The 15,634-nt window shown below is 57.9% G+C and carries 7 protein-coding genes and 2 rRNA genes (1 of these 9 only partly in view); 2 read left to right on the top strand and 7 right to left on the bottom strand.

Annotated features, from left to right (window positions below; translation table 11 throughout):
• Positions 1-148 precede the first annotated feature (148 nt).
• A complete protein-coding gene (locus ABVN21_RS20115) occupies positions 149-493 on the top strand; it encodes a cupin domain-containing protein (RefSeq protein ID WP_007946320.1) in 345 nt (114 codons plus the stop codon).
• A gap of 95 nt (positions 494-588) precedes the next feature.
• Here the strand turns inward: ABVN21_RS20115 and mmsB are convergent, their stop codons facing one another.
• Both mmsB and ABVN21_RS20125 read right to left on the bottom strand, forming a co-directional pair.
• Positions 589-1,476, bottom strand: coding sequence for a 3-hydroxyisobutyrate dehydrogenase (gene mmsB / locus ABVN21_RS20120; protein ID WP_339554906.1), 888 nt, complete (start codon positions 1,474-1,476; stop codon positions 589-591).
• A gap of 10 nt (positions 1,477-1,486) precedes the next feature.
• A complete protein-coding gene (locus ABVN21_RS20125; RefSeq protein ID WP_339554905.1) occupies positions 1,487-3,025 on the bottom strand; it encodes a CoA-acylating methylmalonate-semialdehyde dehydrogenase in 1,539 nt (512 codons plus the stop codon).
• A 149-nt stretch (positions 3,026-3,174) separates the two neighbouring features.
• Here ABVN21_RS20125 and ABVN21_RS20130 point away from each other — a divergent pair, with 149 nt between their 5' ends.
• Complete coding sequence (locus ABVN21_RS20130) at positions 3,175-4,122, top strand: LysR family transcriptional regulator (protein WP_339554904.1); 948 nt, start codon at positions 3,175-3,177, stop codon at positions 4,120-4,122.
• Here ABVN21_RS20130 and recD read toward each other — a convergent pair.
• The 5 genes from recD to ABVN21_RS20155 form a co-directional block, all read right to left on the bottom strand.
• Complete coding sequence (gene recD / locus ABVN21_RS20135; protein ID WP_339554903.1) at positions 4,119-6,212, bottom strand: exodeoxyribonuclease V subunit alpha; 2,094 nt, start codon at positions 6,210-6,212, stop codon at positions 4,119-4,121. The two genes, ABVN21_RS20130 and recD, sit on opposite strands and share 4 nt — an antisense overlap.
• Entirely contained in the window at positions 6,209-9,901 is a 3,693-nt protein-coding gene (gene recB / locus ABVN21_RS20140; RefSeq protein ID WP_339554902.1) for an exodeoxyribonuclease V subunit beta, read from the bottom strand. Before recB ends, recD begins: the two co-directional genes overlap by 4 nt.
• A complete protein-coding gene (recC, locus tag ABVN21_RS20145) occupies positions 9,898-13,350 on the bottom strand; it encodes an exodeoxyribonuclease V subunit gamma (protein WP_339554901.1) in 3,453 nt (1,150 codons plus the stop codon). The genes recB and recC overlap by 4 nt, the downstream gene beginning before the upstream one ends.
• A 153-nt stretch (positions 13,351-13,503) precedes the next feature.
• Positions 13,504-13,619: ribosomal RNA gene (rrf, locus tag ABVN21_RS20150) — 5S ribosomal RNA — on the bottom strand.
• Positions 13,620-13,788: 169 nt separating this feature from the next.
• Positions 13,789-15,634, bottom strand: a 23S ribosomal RNA gene (locus ABVN21_RS20155); it runs 1,046 nt beyond the window's last position.

A 15,634-nucleotide genomic window follows, 5' to 3' on the forward strand; every position in this document is an offset into this window, starting at 1 on the left:
ACATTCGATGAATGCCGGGGCGTTTTTATTGGGCGCGCCAGATGACCGCGCGTTTCTGAGCAGCTCAATGTCGACTACAGACAACTGGACGGTGGATGGGCGCTATAGGGTTCGACTTCAGTTCTTGAACCCACTGCCCGGAGTCATCATGACCGCACCGATCACCGTACTTCGCGACACTCATCCGCTGCCCGTACTCGATGCCTGCAAATGGGAAAAACTCGAAGGCGACCCGCACACCGTCAACCTCAACGCCTACACCAGCGAAGATGGCAGCAAGATCATGGGCACCTGGATCTGCACGCCGGGCAAGTGGTACGTCGAATACGTGAAGTGGGAATACTGCGACTTCCGCGAGGGGTACTGCATCATCACCCCTGAAGGAAAAGAGCCGATCCACCTGCGCGCCGGTGACATTTTCGTCATTGAGCCCGGCATGAAAGGTACGTGGGAAGTGGTGGAAACCGTGCGCAAATATTTCGTGTTTGCCTGATAAAAAAACCGGGAAATCACTCAACGTGGTTTCCCGGTAAATATCCTGACGTACAGGCTTATCCCTGTGGCGAGGGAGTTCGCTCGCTACAAGCCCTATCGGGGTTTGCGATAGCTATTGATGATCGCCGAGAAGTCATTCCCGCCTTCCCCACGCAAACTCATCGCCTGATACAACTGCTGCGCCACCGCGCCGAGCACCACCGGTTGGTGAGCCTGACGCGCCGCTTCCGTCGCCAGCCCCAGATCCTTGAGCATCAATTCAGCCCCAAAACCGCCGGTGTAACCGCGCGACGCAGGCGCCGTTTCGACGATGCCCGGCCACGGGTTGTACATTTCCGAACTCCAGCAACGCCCGGTGGAGCTATTGATGATGCCCGCCAGCACTTTGGTATCGATACCCAGGGCATCGCCCAGGGCCATGGCTTCACTGACGCCCACCATGGAAATCCCCAGCAGCAGGTTGTTGCAGATCTTGGCGATCTGCCCGGTACCGACTTCACCACAATGGACGATGTTACGGCCCATCTGCGCCAGCACCGGTTGCAGGGTGGCGAACAGTTCCGCGGTGGCGCCAACCATGAAGGTCAACGTCCCGGCCGCTGCACCGCCCGTGCCGCCGGAGACCGGCGCATCAGCCATCGCCACACCCTGCTTGGCAGCAGCAGCGGCGACGTCACGCGCGGTCTGCGGATCGATGGTGCTGCAATCCACGGCCGGCACGCCTTTGCCGATGCCGGCGAGCACGCCGTCCTCACCCAGCCAGACGCTGCGCACGTGCACAGCGGCCGGCAGCATGGTGATTACCAACTCGGCCCCGTCAGCCGCCTCACGGGCCGATGCACTGATGCTGCCGCCCAGTTGCTCCAGCTCCGCCAGCACGGTTTTATTCAGGTCAACCAGGCGCAATGTGTGCCCGGCCTTGATCAGGTTGCGCGCCATCGGCGCGCCCATGTTGCCGAGACCGATAAAAGCAATTTTCATGTCCGGCTCCTTAACGCAAGTTGATGGTGGTGTTCACACCGTCATTGACGCTGTCGTCATCGAACCAGCGACTGGTGACAGTCTTGGTCTGAGTGTAGAACTGCACCACTTGCTTGCCATACGGGCCGAGGTCGCCAAGTTTCGAACCACGGGAACCGGTGAAGCTGAAGAACGGCACCGGCACTGGAATCGGGATGTTGATACCCACTTGGCCGACGTCGATTTCGGTCTGGAATTTACGCGCCGCCGCACCGCTCTGGGTGAACAGGCCCGTGCCGTTGCCGAACGGGTTGGCGTTGACCAGCGCTATTGCCTCATCGAGGGTATTGACCTCAAGAACCACTAGCACCGGGCCGAAGATTTCCTGGGTGTAGATCTGCATGTCGGTGGTCACACCGGAGAACAGGGTCGGGCCGACAAAGTTGCCTTGCTCGTAACCCGCAACCGTGATGTCTCGACCGTCCAGCTCCAGTTTGGCGCCTTCCTTGATGCCGCTTTCAATCAGATCGAGAATCCGTGCCTTGGCTTTTTTCGAGATCACCGGCCCTACGTCGGTGCCCGCCTCGCTGCCGGCATTGACCTTGAGTTTCTGCGCCAGCGCCTTGAGGTCCGGCAGCCACTGCTTGGCCGCCCCCACCAGCACCACCACCGAAGTCGCCATGCAACGTTGACCGGCCGCGCCGAAACCGGCACCCACCAGCGCATTCAGCGCTTGCTCACGGTTGGCATCCGGCAGAACCACGGCGTGGTTCTTGGCGCCCATCATCGATTGCACGCGCTTGCCGTGTTTGCCGGCCAGATCGTAAACGTGAGTACCGACCGCCGTAGAACCAACGAACGAAACAGCCTTGATGTCTTTGTGGGTGCAGAGTGCGTCCACCACATCCTTGCCGCCGTGCACGACGTTGAGCACGCCCGCCGGAACCCCGGCCTCGATGGCCAGTTCCACCAGCAACATGGTCGACATCGGGTCTTGTTCGGACGGTTTGAGAACGAAGGTGTTGCCGCAGGCGATGGCCATCGGGAACATCCACAGCGGAATCATCGCCGGGAAGTTGAACGGGGTGATACCGGCGCAAACGCCGATCGGTTGACGCAGCGTGTACGTGTCGACACCACCGGCGACGTTTTCAGCGAACTCGCCCATTTGCAGGCTGCCGATGGAGCAAGCGTGCTCGACCACTTCCAGGCCACGGAAAATATCGCCCTCCGCGTCGGCAATGGTTTTGCCCTGCTCGTTGCTGAGCACGATGGCGATGCGTTTGGAATGTTCGCGAATCAACGCCTGCAACTTGAGCATGATGCGCATCCGCGCGCCGATCGGCGTCAGCTTCCAGGTCTGGAAGGCGCGATGGGCGGCACTGATCGCGGCGTCGACTTCTTCGTGAGTGGCAAATGGCACCTTGGCCAGCACTTGCTGGGTGGCCGGGTTGATGATGTCGTGCCACTCGGTGGACTGGGATTCGACCCACTGACCATCGATCAGCAGCTTGACCTTTTGCGCCTCAATTTCGGTGGGGGTTTCGTTAGGCGTGAGCGAAGCGTTCATGTGGGTCTCCTGGACTTGTTGTTATCTAGAGAGCCAAGGCGAGAAAGTCGCCTTGCGATGAGACGTGTGTCGCGAATTGGTTGTCGGACTGTTTTTGGAGTATAGATGTGCAAACTTCTAATAAGAACGCACATAAAAGCCGGTCCATCATGCAAAAAAACATCACCTCTTTAGGCTCCCTGAACTGGGACGACCTCAAGTTTTTCCTTGAAGTCGCCCGGACCCGCAAGGCCAGCACTGCGGCCAAACGCCTGGCGGTCGACTACACCACCGTGTCGCGGCGCATCAGTTCGCTGGAAGCTTCACTGGGGACTTTGCTGTTCGAAAAATCCCGGACCAGCGGTTTCGTCCTGACCGCCGAGGGCCAGCGATTGTTGGGTTACGCCGAGTCGATCGAAAGCACGCTGCACATGGCCTGCGAGCAGGTTTCCGGTTCCGGAGTGGCCTTGTCCGGCCACGTGCGGATGGGCTGCACCGAGGGTTTCGGCAGCTTCTTCATCACGCCGCAGTTGAGTCACTTCGTCGACGCCTACCCGGCGATCTCGGTGGATATCCTGCCGTTGCCGCACTTCATCAGTCTGTCCAAGCGCGAGGCGGACATCGTCATCGCCCTGGAGCGCCCGGAACACGGGCCCTACGTGTGCTGCAAACTGACGGACTATCGCTTGCAGCTGTATGCGACCCAGGACTACCTCGACAAACACCCGGCCATCCGCCGCCCGGCAGACTTGGGCAAACATTCCTTCATCAGTTATGTGGATGATCTGGCGTTCAGCTCGGAGCTGCTGTACCTGGCGAACGTGCTGCCCGGCGCCAGCGCCAATCTGCGCAGCACCAGCGTGATCGCGCAGTTCGTGGCGGCGCAGCAAGGACGGTCGCTGGCGATCCTGCCATGCTTCCTTGCCGCGCAGGACCCACGCCTGCTGCCGGTGCTGCCGCAAGAGATCAACATCACTCGACAGTTCTGGATGTACTGCCGCGAAGACCTGCGCAAGCTCAAGCGGATCACGTTGTTGTGGGATTACATCCGCGCGGTGACTGAGCAGAATCAGCGCCTGTTAATGGGTGAAAGTCGAGAGATGCTGTTCGCCGATTAATCGGCGCTCAGCTCCAGCATCAGTCCGCTCAAGCGTTTGACCTTGCGCCTGACCGTCTCTTCAAATACGCCTGCACGCGGCTCGATCAAGGTGAACCAGTCCTTGGCCCGGGTTATTCCGGTATAGATCAGCTCCTTGGTGAGCACTGGGTTCAAGGCATCAGGCAGGATCAAAGCTGTGTGGGTGAATTCCGAGCCCTGGGATTTATGCACGGTCATGGCGTACACCGTTTCAACGTCGTTGAGTCGGCTCGGCAGGACGAAACGCACCCCGCCCTGCCCGTCGTTGCGCGGAAACGCCACTCGAAGAACCTGCTTGCCAGCGTCAGGTCCATCCCGTTCCGGAAGTTTCAGCGCAATGCCGATGTCGCCATTCATCAGGCCCAAGCCATAGTCGTTGCGCGTCATCAGCACCGGCCGCCCCTCGTACCATTGCTGGTCGCTATCGATCAGGCGAGCCTTCAGCAACGCGTCGGTCACTCGCTGGTTCAAGCCTTCCACGCCCCACGGCCCTTTGCGCACAGCGCACAGCAACTGAAAAGCGTCGAAGGCTTTGAGTACTTCCCGCGCCCAATCCATCCAACACGTGTTATTGAGCGGACTGTCGAGAGGTGGTCGCTGATTGCGCAGCACACTCAGGTAATGCCGATAACCCTGCGGCCCTTCACCATGGCCTTCTAGTAACAAGCGCTCCAGAGCCCGATCCTGTTCGTTCTTGAGGGATAAGGAAAACACGTCGTCATGGCTTCGAGCCGCCAATAATTTTCGAGCTTCCTCAGGGTGCTGCTGGTTGACCCAGCGCGCCAGTTGACCAATGCCGCTGCCTTCGCCGAATCGTCGCGAGTGGCGCAGCATCACCACCTGCTGAGCCAAGGGATGAGTGCCTTGGGTGTCTTCCTGCAAGCCACTGGCTTCCAGGTTTTCGCCGCTGACCGTTTCCAGCCACTCGCGTGTCTGCGGGTTGTACCATCCGGCCTCGGCGTCGCGACACAGATCACCCAGCACGGCGCCGGCTTCCACCGAGGCCAATTGGTCCTTGTCCCCGAGCAACACAAGACGCGCGTGGACGGGTAGCGCGTCGAGCAGATTGGCCATCATTTCCAGGTCAATCATCGAGGCTTCATCCACCACCAGCACATCCAGCGGCAAACGATTTCCGGCGTGATGCCGGAAATGTCGCGTCCCGGGGCGGCTGCCGAGCAGACGGTGGACAGTAGTGACTTCAGACGGGATTTTGTTGCGTATGGCGTCAGTGACTTTCAGTGTGCGTACTTGCTGACTGATGGACTCCGTCAACCGCGCCGCCGCTTTACCGGTCGGCGCGGCAAGACGAATACGCAGCGGCATGCCGGCTTCGACCGCAGGCGCTTGAAGCAAGGCGAGCAAGCGCACAACTGTCGTGGTCTTGCCGGTGCCCGGGCCGCCAGTGACGATGCTGAAGGCGCTACGTGTGGCGATGGCACAAGCGAGTTTTTGCCAGTCAATCACCTCACTGGATTTGACCGGACCGAACAAACCGGTGAGGCGTTGAGGCAAGTCATCCGGCGTTGCTTCATGCTCCGTCAGACGTTGGCGCAACGAGTTGTCGATCCGCCGCTCGTAAGTCCAGTAGCGACGCAGATAGAGGCGCTTGCCCGACAACACCAATGGCCGCTGCTGCACGCCTTCGCGCCCATCGGCCGCCAATGCGACCAGACGGCTGGAAGCCAGTACCTTGCACCAATGAGCACCGTCCAGCACTTCGAGCAACTGCGACGGCAGCAACATTGCGCCACTTTGCAGATCGCCTTCCGGTGGCAGCGACAGCGCGAAGTCCGGCTCCTTGAGTGTCTCGAACAAATCCAGGCAGACATGCCCATGGCCCAATTGGTGGCTGGTTAATGCAGCCGCCAACAGCACCAAAGGATCATCGTCCGGGGCCAGTTCATGAAGAAAGGCCACGAAGGCTTTGTCCAGTGCTCGCAGCCAGCCACGCTCGACCCAACGCGCAAGCAACAGCAGCAAGTCGTCAGCACGAGTCAAAGGCGCAAGATCCCTCGGGGTATCGGAATCCAATGACGTCGATAGCAATTCGGCGAAGGTGCGTCTCATAGCAATACTCCCTGTTCCCAGGCGGGTTCAGCCTTGGGCTCTGGCTTACCCTGGAACATTCGGTCCAGTCTTTCGATCAGCTCTCGTGGTGGACGGGAGAAATACACGCCCTGACTGGCCGCACGCGTACCGCGCAGGAAGATGTACAACGCGCCCCCGACATGTCGGTCGTAATCGTAATCGGCAAGCCGGACCTTGAGTTGGCGATGCAGAGCCAGGAGGTACAGTACGTATTGCAGGTCATATCGGTTATCGAGGATCGACTGTTCCATGGCCTGCTCGGTGTAAGACGCATCGTCGACGCCGAGCCAGTTGGATTTGTAGTCAGCGACGTAATAGCGGCCGTCGTGCTCGAACGTCAGGTCGATGAAGCCCTTGAACATGCCATTGAGCAACACCGGTTCGGCAGCCACACGGGGCACGCCTTTGTGGGTGAACTGGCACACCAGGGCGTCGAGCTTGAGCACATCGACCTTGTGGCTGGCGAACCAGAATTCCATTTCGACCTGATACTGGGTCAATTGCTCGAAAACCACCGGGGCTTGTCCGACTCCGACCGTCAAAGGACATTTGAGCAAATGTTGTAACCAATCGCTCAGTGTGGTTATCCAGCCTTCCCATCCACGGCGATTGCAGCGACGGGCAATGGCGTCCTCCACGGCTTGCGGCGTGACGTCAAAACCTTCGTCGCCTGCCCACTCGAGCAATCCATGGAGGAAAGTGCCCGGATTTGGACCACGAGGGAATCGATGGATATCGGCACCGCCAGTTAACATTTCTCGGGGAGCCTGCTGATCCAGACGCTCGTCATCGAAGAGTTTTTGCGCCTGCGGGCTCTCCGGTGCCTCATCAGTGCCGATGCTCAGACTGTCGCTGATGCGCAAGGCACTGTAAGAGGCAATCCACCAGTTTTCGCTGACCTTACGTTTCGGAATCAACGGCGCAAGCAGCGCCGCTTCGTTCTGCGGTGGATGGTAGATCTCAGCAGTAGCTTCCGGCAACTCACCGTAACCCAGTGCGGGGCAATCCTGCTGCAGGTCTTCCAGCCATCGCTTCAAACCAGCCGACTCAGCCAAGGACGCGCCGCCGCCCAACAGATAACCCAGTGCCGAAAGGTGCAGCATGGAGCTGTTGTTATTGCCACGCTTGAGGTCCGTTACACCCAGCCAGCAGGCATGTTGCGCGCGTGTCAGAGCAACATAAAGCAAGCGCAGATCTTCGGCCAGACGCTCCTCATCGGCCAGGGCAATCAACTCGGCGGTCGGGTTCAGCGTCACCTGAGCCTTTCCCGTTGCGTCGTGGTAATGCAGCGGCAAACGGCTGCCATCCACCGGCTTCGACGAGCATATGAACGGCAGGAAAACCAAGGGATATTCGAGCCCCTTGGACTTATGGATGGTCACAACCTTGACCAGTTGTTCATCGCTCTCGAGACGCAGGATCTGCTCTTCGCCAGCCTGGCCCGACAACGCCAGATGCTCGGACAAATGCCGGATCAGCGCCTGTTCGCCATCAAGTTCGGCGGCGGCTTGTTGTAACAATTCAGACAAGTGCAACAAGTTGGTCAACACCCGCTCGCCATCGTTTCGCGCAATCAGTGCCTGGGGCAACTGGAAGTCATGCAGCAAGCGCCGCAGCATCGGTAGCACACCCTGCTTGCGCCACAGTTCACGATATCCGCGGAACTGCATGACCCGTGCTTCCCAGGCCAGTTCGTCCTGATTGAGTCGCTCCAGCTCCGGCAATGACAAGTTCAGCGTGATGCAAGCCAGCGCGGCACGCAGTGGTCGCTCGGCGTCCGGTTCGGCACAGGCTTTGAGCCACGTCAGTACGTCGTGAGCTTCCTGAGCGGCGAACACCGAGTCCTTATCCGACAGATAAACACTTCGCACACCACGGACGGAGAGTTCGGCCCGCACCGCCTGAGCTTCCTTGCCATCACGGACCAGGATCGCAATGTCCGCAGGCCGCAGGCCCTTGAGGTCTTTGCCGTCCTGCACGAAACCTGCACGACCCTGTTGTCCGGCATTCAGCAACGCGGTGATTTCACTTGCGCAAGCGGCGGCCAGTTGCTGGCGGTAAGTCGCGCCGGACAAAGGCTGCTCGGTGGACAAATGCCAGATATTCAGCGCGGGTACGACCTGACCATCAATGCGCAGAACTTCTTTGCGCCCCTGCGACTCCACGGCCAGAAATGGTACGGGGTTATCGCCGTTCTGCTCCCGGAACAGGAAGGCCCCGCGCCCGGCCTCGCTCGCCTCGGCACGCTCGAAGACATGGTTCACGGCTTTGACCATGCCATGACTGGAACGGAAGTTGGTACCCAGGGTGTGCAAGCGGCCAGTGGTCGCCTGGCGGGCGCGCAGATAGGTATAAATGTCAGCGCCGCGGAAGGCATAGATCGCCTGTTTCGGATCGCCGATCAGGAACAGGCCACTCTCGGGATTGTTTTCTTCAATGCGGTAGATGCTCTCGAAAATCCGGTATTGCACCGGATCTGTGTCCTGGAATTCGTCGATCAGCGCCACCGGAAACTGCTCGCGGATCAAGGTAGCCAGACGCTCGCCGCCCTCGGATTGCAAAGCTGCATCGAGACGCAGCAACATGTCGTCGAAGCCCATTTCCGCGCGGCGACGTTTTTCTTCTTCAAATCGCGCGCCTACCCAATGGGCGGCGTGTCGCAACACTGCCGCATCGGGACTTGGTAGCTCATCAAGACTGATTTTCAGGCCGGGCATTGCGTCCAGGCCGGGATGAGTCGGCACTTCGCCTTTCTTCCAGGCTTCAGCGAAACCATCGGGCGTCAGGCGCGTGAAGCCGGTACCGATATCCAGTTGCTCGAGGGATTCGTCTTCGGCCCAGGCTTTGATTTTCTCGAACCATGGCTCGAAATAACGCGGCTGCATCTTGCGCCCATCGACGCTCTTGCTGGCGACACCCTCATGACATAGGGCAAGCAGCTCGTCCGCCCACTGGCGCCAAGGCATTTTGAGCTCAAGCAACGCGGCCCGCCGCTCCTGTAAACACTCAGTGATCAACTCAGCAGGCTCTTTACCTTCAACACTGTCACGCTCGCTGGCGAACAACCCTCGAACTCGCGGTAACAATGCTGCCGGCCCGCCCCAATTGCTGCGTACCCAGTTCAATGCGTCGTCTTGCATCGGATAGCAAAACAATCGCCAGTAATCGCGAAGGACTTCACCGAGCAAATCGCTGTGATCTGTTTCGAGGGTTTGGGTAAACAGGCTGCCACTGTCAAATGCGTGTTCGCGCAACATGCGCTGGCACCAGCTGTGGATGGTCGAAACGGCGGCCTCATCCATCCACTGCGCGGCGATGTCCAAGCGGTTTGCGCAACCGGACCACTGCTCAGGCAAATACTGTTCACGCAGTTCGGCAATCAGACCGTCCGGTGCCGGTGTTTCATCGCGGAAAAATCTCGCAGCTTCCGCCAGGCGGGTCCGTATACGCTCGCGCAATTCTTTGGTAGCGGCATCGGTAAACGTCACAACGAGGATTTGCGGTGGAAGCAGCTCACGCCCGAAACCACTGGGCTCCCCACCGTGTCCCAGGACAAGGCGGAGATACAGCGCTGAAATGGTAAACGTCTTGCCGGTCCCGGCGCTGGCTTCAATCAGCTGACTGCCGCGCAGAGGGAATGCCAGCGCCAATGGTGTTTTGCTGGTCATGAGCGCGGCTCCTCGCTGGACATGGAACGCCAAGAGGCCTCAAGCAGTGGTCGATACAGAGCGTCGCACCAATCGGCGAATGTCTCGTCAGCGGTCAGCGCAGCGTAATCGGCAAATTGGCGAGCGAGCGCCACACTTTCGCGACGTTCACCGTCCATGGTGATTCCATCGCCTTCGTAGGCTTTACGGGCAGCCGCTTCGGCTTTAATCGGATCGGTTTGACCTAACCAGGCGAAGGCGGTCTTGACTGCAACCGGCAGCGGTTGGCGCATGCCCGATTGCCAGGCTAAAAGCAGGTCGCCCAGTACCCGCAAGGCTGAATCTTCTTCGATCGGCGCGAGTATCAGGCTGTCGTCACTGGCCACCAACGCCGTGGTCAACGCCATACCGCTGGCGCAAGCAACCAGATGAATTACCCACGGTCGCGTCAATCGATGCCACTTGCGAGCCTTGATTGAACCGATGCTGTTGGGGATTGTTGTGACGGACAGCAAACCACCATCCGCGCGTTGACGCAGACCGCTCAGCCAACCCTCGAGACGCAGGGCATGCAGCTCCAGACTTACCGGCAGGGCACTGGTAAGTAGCGTTGGCCACAGGGCTATTAGCTGTTGATAACGCTGAAGCAAATCCGGTAATGGCTCAATCAACTCGCGCTGAAGACTTTCTCCAAATCCGGCCATGGGTAACAGCCCACTGTTTTGCAAGCGTCTGGCCTGCGCCATTAACGCCTGATCAGTGTCATCCATATCTGCCAGTGCCGCTTCAAGCAAGCTCTGGCTCAGGCTATAGCGTTGCAACGCGTCGAGTACAAACGGCTCTTCATCAGCTAAAGGTACTTCGGCAACCTCAAAGAACACCTTCAACCGCTGACTGAAAAAATGTCGCACCGGGTTGCGCAGGAAATCCTGTAGCTGGCCGAGACTCAATGGTTCTTCCTGAGCGTGGGCATCCAGGATTTTTATGTCAGCGGCGCGCGCGGCGTCTCGATGAAGCGCTTGCCACTCATTGGCGTAACTGAACAGATCATCGCCTTCATGGAAGTAACGAGCGCTGAAAGGTTGCAGAGGATGGTCCTGGGTAATGGCCTCAAGAATGTCCATATCGGGATCGATTAATCGCCAGCCGCTGGCCAGGTGATCACGTAACTGGCCGATAAGAACCGATGCCGGGCGCTCGCTGTTGTCACGAATGCTACGGCCGACCCAGCTGATATACAGCTGATCACGGGCCGACAGCAAAGCCTCCAGCAACAGATATCGATCATCCTCGCGTCGCGAGCGATCACCAGGGCGGTAGTCGCTGCCCATCAGGTCAAAGTCCAGTGGCGGCTGCGCTCGCGGGTAGTCGCCGTCATTCATTCCAAGCAAACAGACCAGTTTGAACGGGATCGCTCGCATCGGCATCAAGGTGCAGAAGTTGACGGCGCCCGCCAGGAAGCGCTGAGACAAGCGGCCCTGATCAAGACCGGCAAGCCAGGCTTCCCGGACTACGGTCAGTGGCAGTTTGTCCTGCAAGCCTACTGACTCACAATTCTCGAGCCAGGACTCACGCAATTCTTCCAGCTGGGTCAGGAGGAGGTCGTCATGTTCGTTACTGGCCTGGAAGAACAGAGACATCAATGTTTGCAGTCGCAAGCTCCATTGCTGGGGCGATGCCGGTTGAGTGAGTTCGTAGTGGGTAACTTCGAGCGCATCCAGCAGTGCTACCAACGGACCGATGAGCGCCGCATCCAGACCACCGATCTCGTCGTAAGGTTCGATGCCTTCACATGCACTGGCGCTGCCAACGGCATAACCGAGCAACATCCGACGCAGACCAAAACGCCAACTGTTTTGCTCCAGTGCCTCAGGCAAGCCGAGGTTCGCTCGCTGCTCGGCATTCATACCCCAACGAATGCCCGCCCCTTCGATCCAGCGGTGGAGAGTCGGACGATCACGCTCCTCCACGCCAAAACGAGCGCGCAGTGCCGGAACGTCCAGCAGATCGAGAATCTCGCTGACAGGAAAACGGCTGTCAGGCAGCTTGAGCAAATGTTCGACAGCGATTAGTAATGGATCACGCCCGCGCTGGCCTTGGTCAGCCAGCGTGAAAGGAATGAATCGCGGATCGTTGCGTTCAAGCTGACCGAACACCGCCCGAATATGCGGTGCGTAGCTATCGATGTCCGGGACCATGACGATCACATCGCGAGGGCGCAACTGCGGATCGGCGCCGAAGCGCGCGAGCAACTGATCGTGAAGAATTTCGACTTCACGCTGGGCGCTATGAGCGACTTGGAAGCGAATCGACATATCCTTTTCCAAATCAACGCCCGGCCAACGCTCCCGAGTCTCGCTCAGGGGACGCAACTCAAGGATGTCATCCTGCAACTGATTGAGCATGTTCAATGGCTGGCTTTCACTGAACAGGTCAATTCGCCCGTCGCGAAAGGCCGAGCGATAACTGTTGGGATCGTCGTAGCTGTCAAGCAGATTGATGTAGTCCCGCCCTTGCTTGCCCCATGCAGCCAGCAGCGGATGCGCATGCTGATGCAGGGTTTGAGGGTCTAGCACGAAAGGCATACCGCTCTTGCGAGCCTGTCGCTTGTATTGATGCCGGAGCAGATCTTTATCGGCGACGATGTCGGCCCAATGGTGGCGACACGGGTTATGCACGCACAGCAGAACCTGACTGAATCGAGCTAAACCGGCCAGCGCTTCCAGCGCTTGGGCAGGCAGAGAGGAAATCCCGAAAACGATCACCCGTGAAGGTAACCCAATCGGGGCAACTTCCAGGCTGTTTATGCGTTCGATAAATCGTTGATGTACGCCGGCGCGGCTTTGCGCCATGCCTGCTTCACCGACATCCAGCAACAGCGCGCGCCACAGTTCCGCCTGCCAACAGTTGGCCGGAGTCAACGGCTTGGCTTCACCTCTGCCATTGCGTAATTGATGCCGACCTTCCGCCCAGTCTTCGAGCCAGTCGGCCCTGTAGACCTGATATTGGTCGAACAGATCCGCCAGTCGTTCAGCCAACTGATAGCGTTTGCGCAAATCGGGATCATTGGTAAGGAAGCGCTGCAGAGGCTCGAAGTAAGGCTGGTTGATCAGTTGCGGGAGCAGACGCATCAGGCGCCAAGTCAGCGGAGCTTTGTCGAGCAAGGACTTGACCGGAATTTCGTCACGTCCCAGCAGCATTCTGTACAGCTGCCACATGAAGCTACCGGGAAGCTGTACGTCGATCGCGGCGGCGATTCCGCAACCGCCCATTTCGTCATCATCAGCATCTTCAGCGAGTGCCAGCTTCAGCCATTGGGCAATACCGTTGCTCTGCACCAGTGCAATTTCATTTTCCAAGGGAGCCAGCGGATAGCGTCGCATCCAACTCACCACCAGGCTACGCAACTCGTCCAGGCGGTTGCCGTGAACCACCATAAAACCAGCAGTAAGGGACATTGCGTCCGGCATAAAGACTTCCTTGGAAAATACAAACGCTAGGTCCGAACCTTAGCATTGTCGGGGGACTGTGACAGCGTGGACCTGTCCGGAATTGCTGTACGAACTTTCCTGCGGACAAAACAAAACCCCAACTGCTTTCGCAATTGGGGTTTCGGAATTTAATCTTGACGATGACCTACTCTCACATGGGGAAACCCCACACTACCATCGGCGATGCATCGTTTCACTGCTGAGTTCGGGATGGGATCAGGTGGTTCCAATGCTCTATGGTCGTCAAGAAATTCGGGTACTGAGTCGTGACCAAATGGCCTCGCTTCAGCAAATTGGGTATGTGACAGCTTTCGGTGTTTTGTAAGCGTCGAACTTTCGGTTCGTTTCGTCTTCACACACCGCAATCTGGTCTCGTTCGTCTTTTCAACGAGGAGGATCAAATTGCTTGGGTGTTATATGGTCAAGCCTCACGGGCAATTAGTATTGGTTAGCTCAACGCCTCACAGCGCTTACACACCCAACCTATCAACGTCGTAGTCTTCGACGGCCCTTCAGGGGACTCAAGGTCCCAGTGAGATCTCATCTTGAGGCTAGTTTCCCGCTTAGATGCTTTCAGCGGTTATCTATTCCGAACATAGCTACCCGGCAATGCCACTGGCGTGACAACCGGAACACCAGAGGTTCGTCCACTCCGGTCCTCTCGTACTAGGAGCAGCCCCTCTCAAATCTCAAACGTCCACGGCAGATAGGGACCGAACTGTCTCACGACGTTCTAAACCCAGCTCGCGTACCACTTTAAATGGCGAACAGCCATACCCTTGGGACCGGCTTCAGCCCCAGGATGTGATGAGCCGACATCGAGGTGCCAAACACCGCCGTCGATATGAACTCTTGGGCGGTATCAGCCTGTTATCCCCGGAGTACCTTTTATCCGTTGAGCGATGGCCCTTCCATACAGAACCACCGGATCACTAAGACCTACTTTCGTACCTGCTCGACGTGTCTGTCTCGCAGTCAAGCGCGCTTTTGCCTTTATACTCTACGACCGATTTCCGACCGGTCTGAGCGCACCTTCGTACTCCTCCGTTACTCTTTAGGAGGAGACCGCCCCAGTCAAACTACCCACCATACACTGTCCTCGATCCGGATAACGGACCTGAGTTAGAACCTCAAAGTTGCCAGGGTGGTATTTCAAGGATGGCTCCACGCGAACTGGCGTCCACGCTTCAAAGCCTCCCACCTATCCTACACAAGCAAATTCAAAGTCCAGTGCAAAGCTATAGTAAAGGTTCACGGGGTCTTTCCGTCTAGCCGCGGATACACTGCATCTTCACAGCGATTTCAATTTCACTGAGTCTCGGGTGGAGACAGCGCCGCCATCGTTACGCCATTCGTGCAGGTCGGAACTTACCCGACAAGGAATTTCGCTACCTTAGGACCGTTATAGTTACGGCCGCCGTTTACCGGGGCTTCGATCAAGAGCTTCGCGTTAGCTAACCCCATCAATTAACCTTCCGGCACCGGGCAGGCGTCACACCCTATACGTCCACTTTCGTGTTTGCAGAGTGCTGTGTTTTTAATAAACAGTCGCAGCGGCCTGGTATCTTCGACCGGCGTGGGCTTACGCAGTAAATGCTTCACCCTCACCGGCGCACCTTCTCCCGAAGTTACGGTGCCATTTTGCCTAGTTCCTTCACCCGAGTTCTCTCAAGCGCCTTGGTATTCTCTACCCAACCACCTGTGTCGGTTTGGGGTACGGTTCCTGGTTACCTGAAGCTTAGAAGCTTTTCTTGGAAGCATGGCATCAACCACTTCGTCACCCAAAGGGTAACTCGTCATCAGCTCTCGGCCTTAGAATCCCGGATTTACCTAAGATTCCAGCCTACCACCTTAAACTTGGACAACCAACGCCAAGCTGGCCTAGCCTTCTCCGTCCCTCCATCGCAATAACCAGAAGTACAGGAATATTAACCTGTTTTCCATCGACTACGCTTTTCAGCCTCGCCTTAGGGACCGACTAACCCTGCGTCGATTAACGTTGCGCAGGAAACCTTGGTCTTTCGGCGTGGGTGTTTTTCACACCCATTGTCGTTACTCATGTCAGCATTCGCACTTCTGATACCTCCAGCAAGCTTCTCAACTCACCTTCACAGGCTTACAGAACGCTCCTCTACCGCATCACCTAAGTGATACCCGTAGCTTCGGTGTATGGTTTGAGCCCCGTTACATCTTCCGCGCAGGCCGACTCGACTAGTGAGCTATTACGCTTTCTTTAAAGGGTGGCTGCTTCTAAGCCAACCTC

The sequence above is a fragment of the Pseudomonas sp. MYb327 genome, from assembly GCF_040438925.1.
Lineage (GTDB): Bacteria > Pseudomonadota > Gammaproteobacteria > Pseudomonadales > Pseudomonadaceae > Aquipseudomonas.

Coding starts and splice junctions, on each gene's coding strand:
- ABVN21_RS20115 (WP_007946320.1), top strand. CDS start 149: ATGACCGCACCGATCACCGTACTTCGCGACACTCATCCGCTGCCCGTA.
- mmsB (WP_339554906.1), bottom strand. CDS start 1,476: ATGAAAATTGCTTTTATCGGTCTCGGCAACATGGGCGCGCCGATGGCG.
- ABVN21_RS20125 (WP_339554905.1), bottom strand. CDS start 3,025: ATGAACGCTTCGCTCACGCCTAACGAAACCCCCACCGAAATTGAGGCG.
- ABVN21_RS20130 (WP_339554904.1), top strand. CDS start 3,175: ATGCAAAAAAACATCACCTCTTTAGGCTCCCTGAACTGGGACGACCTC.
- recD (WP_339554903.1), bottom strand. CDS start 6,212: ATGAGACGCACCTTCGCCGAATTGCTATCGACGTCATTGGATTCCGAT.
- recB (WP_339554902.1), bottom strand. CDS start 9,901: ATGACCAGCAAAACACCATTGGCGCTGGCATTCCCTCTGCGCGGCAGT.
- recC (WP_339554901.1), bottom strand. CDS start 13,350: ATGCCGGACGCAATGTCCCTTACTGCTGGTTTTATGGTGGTTCACGGC.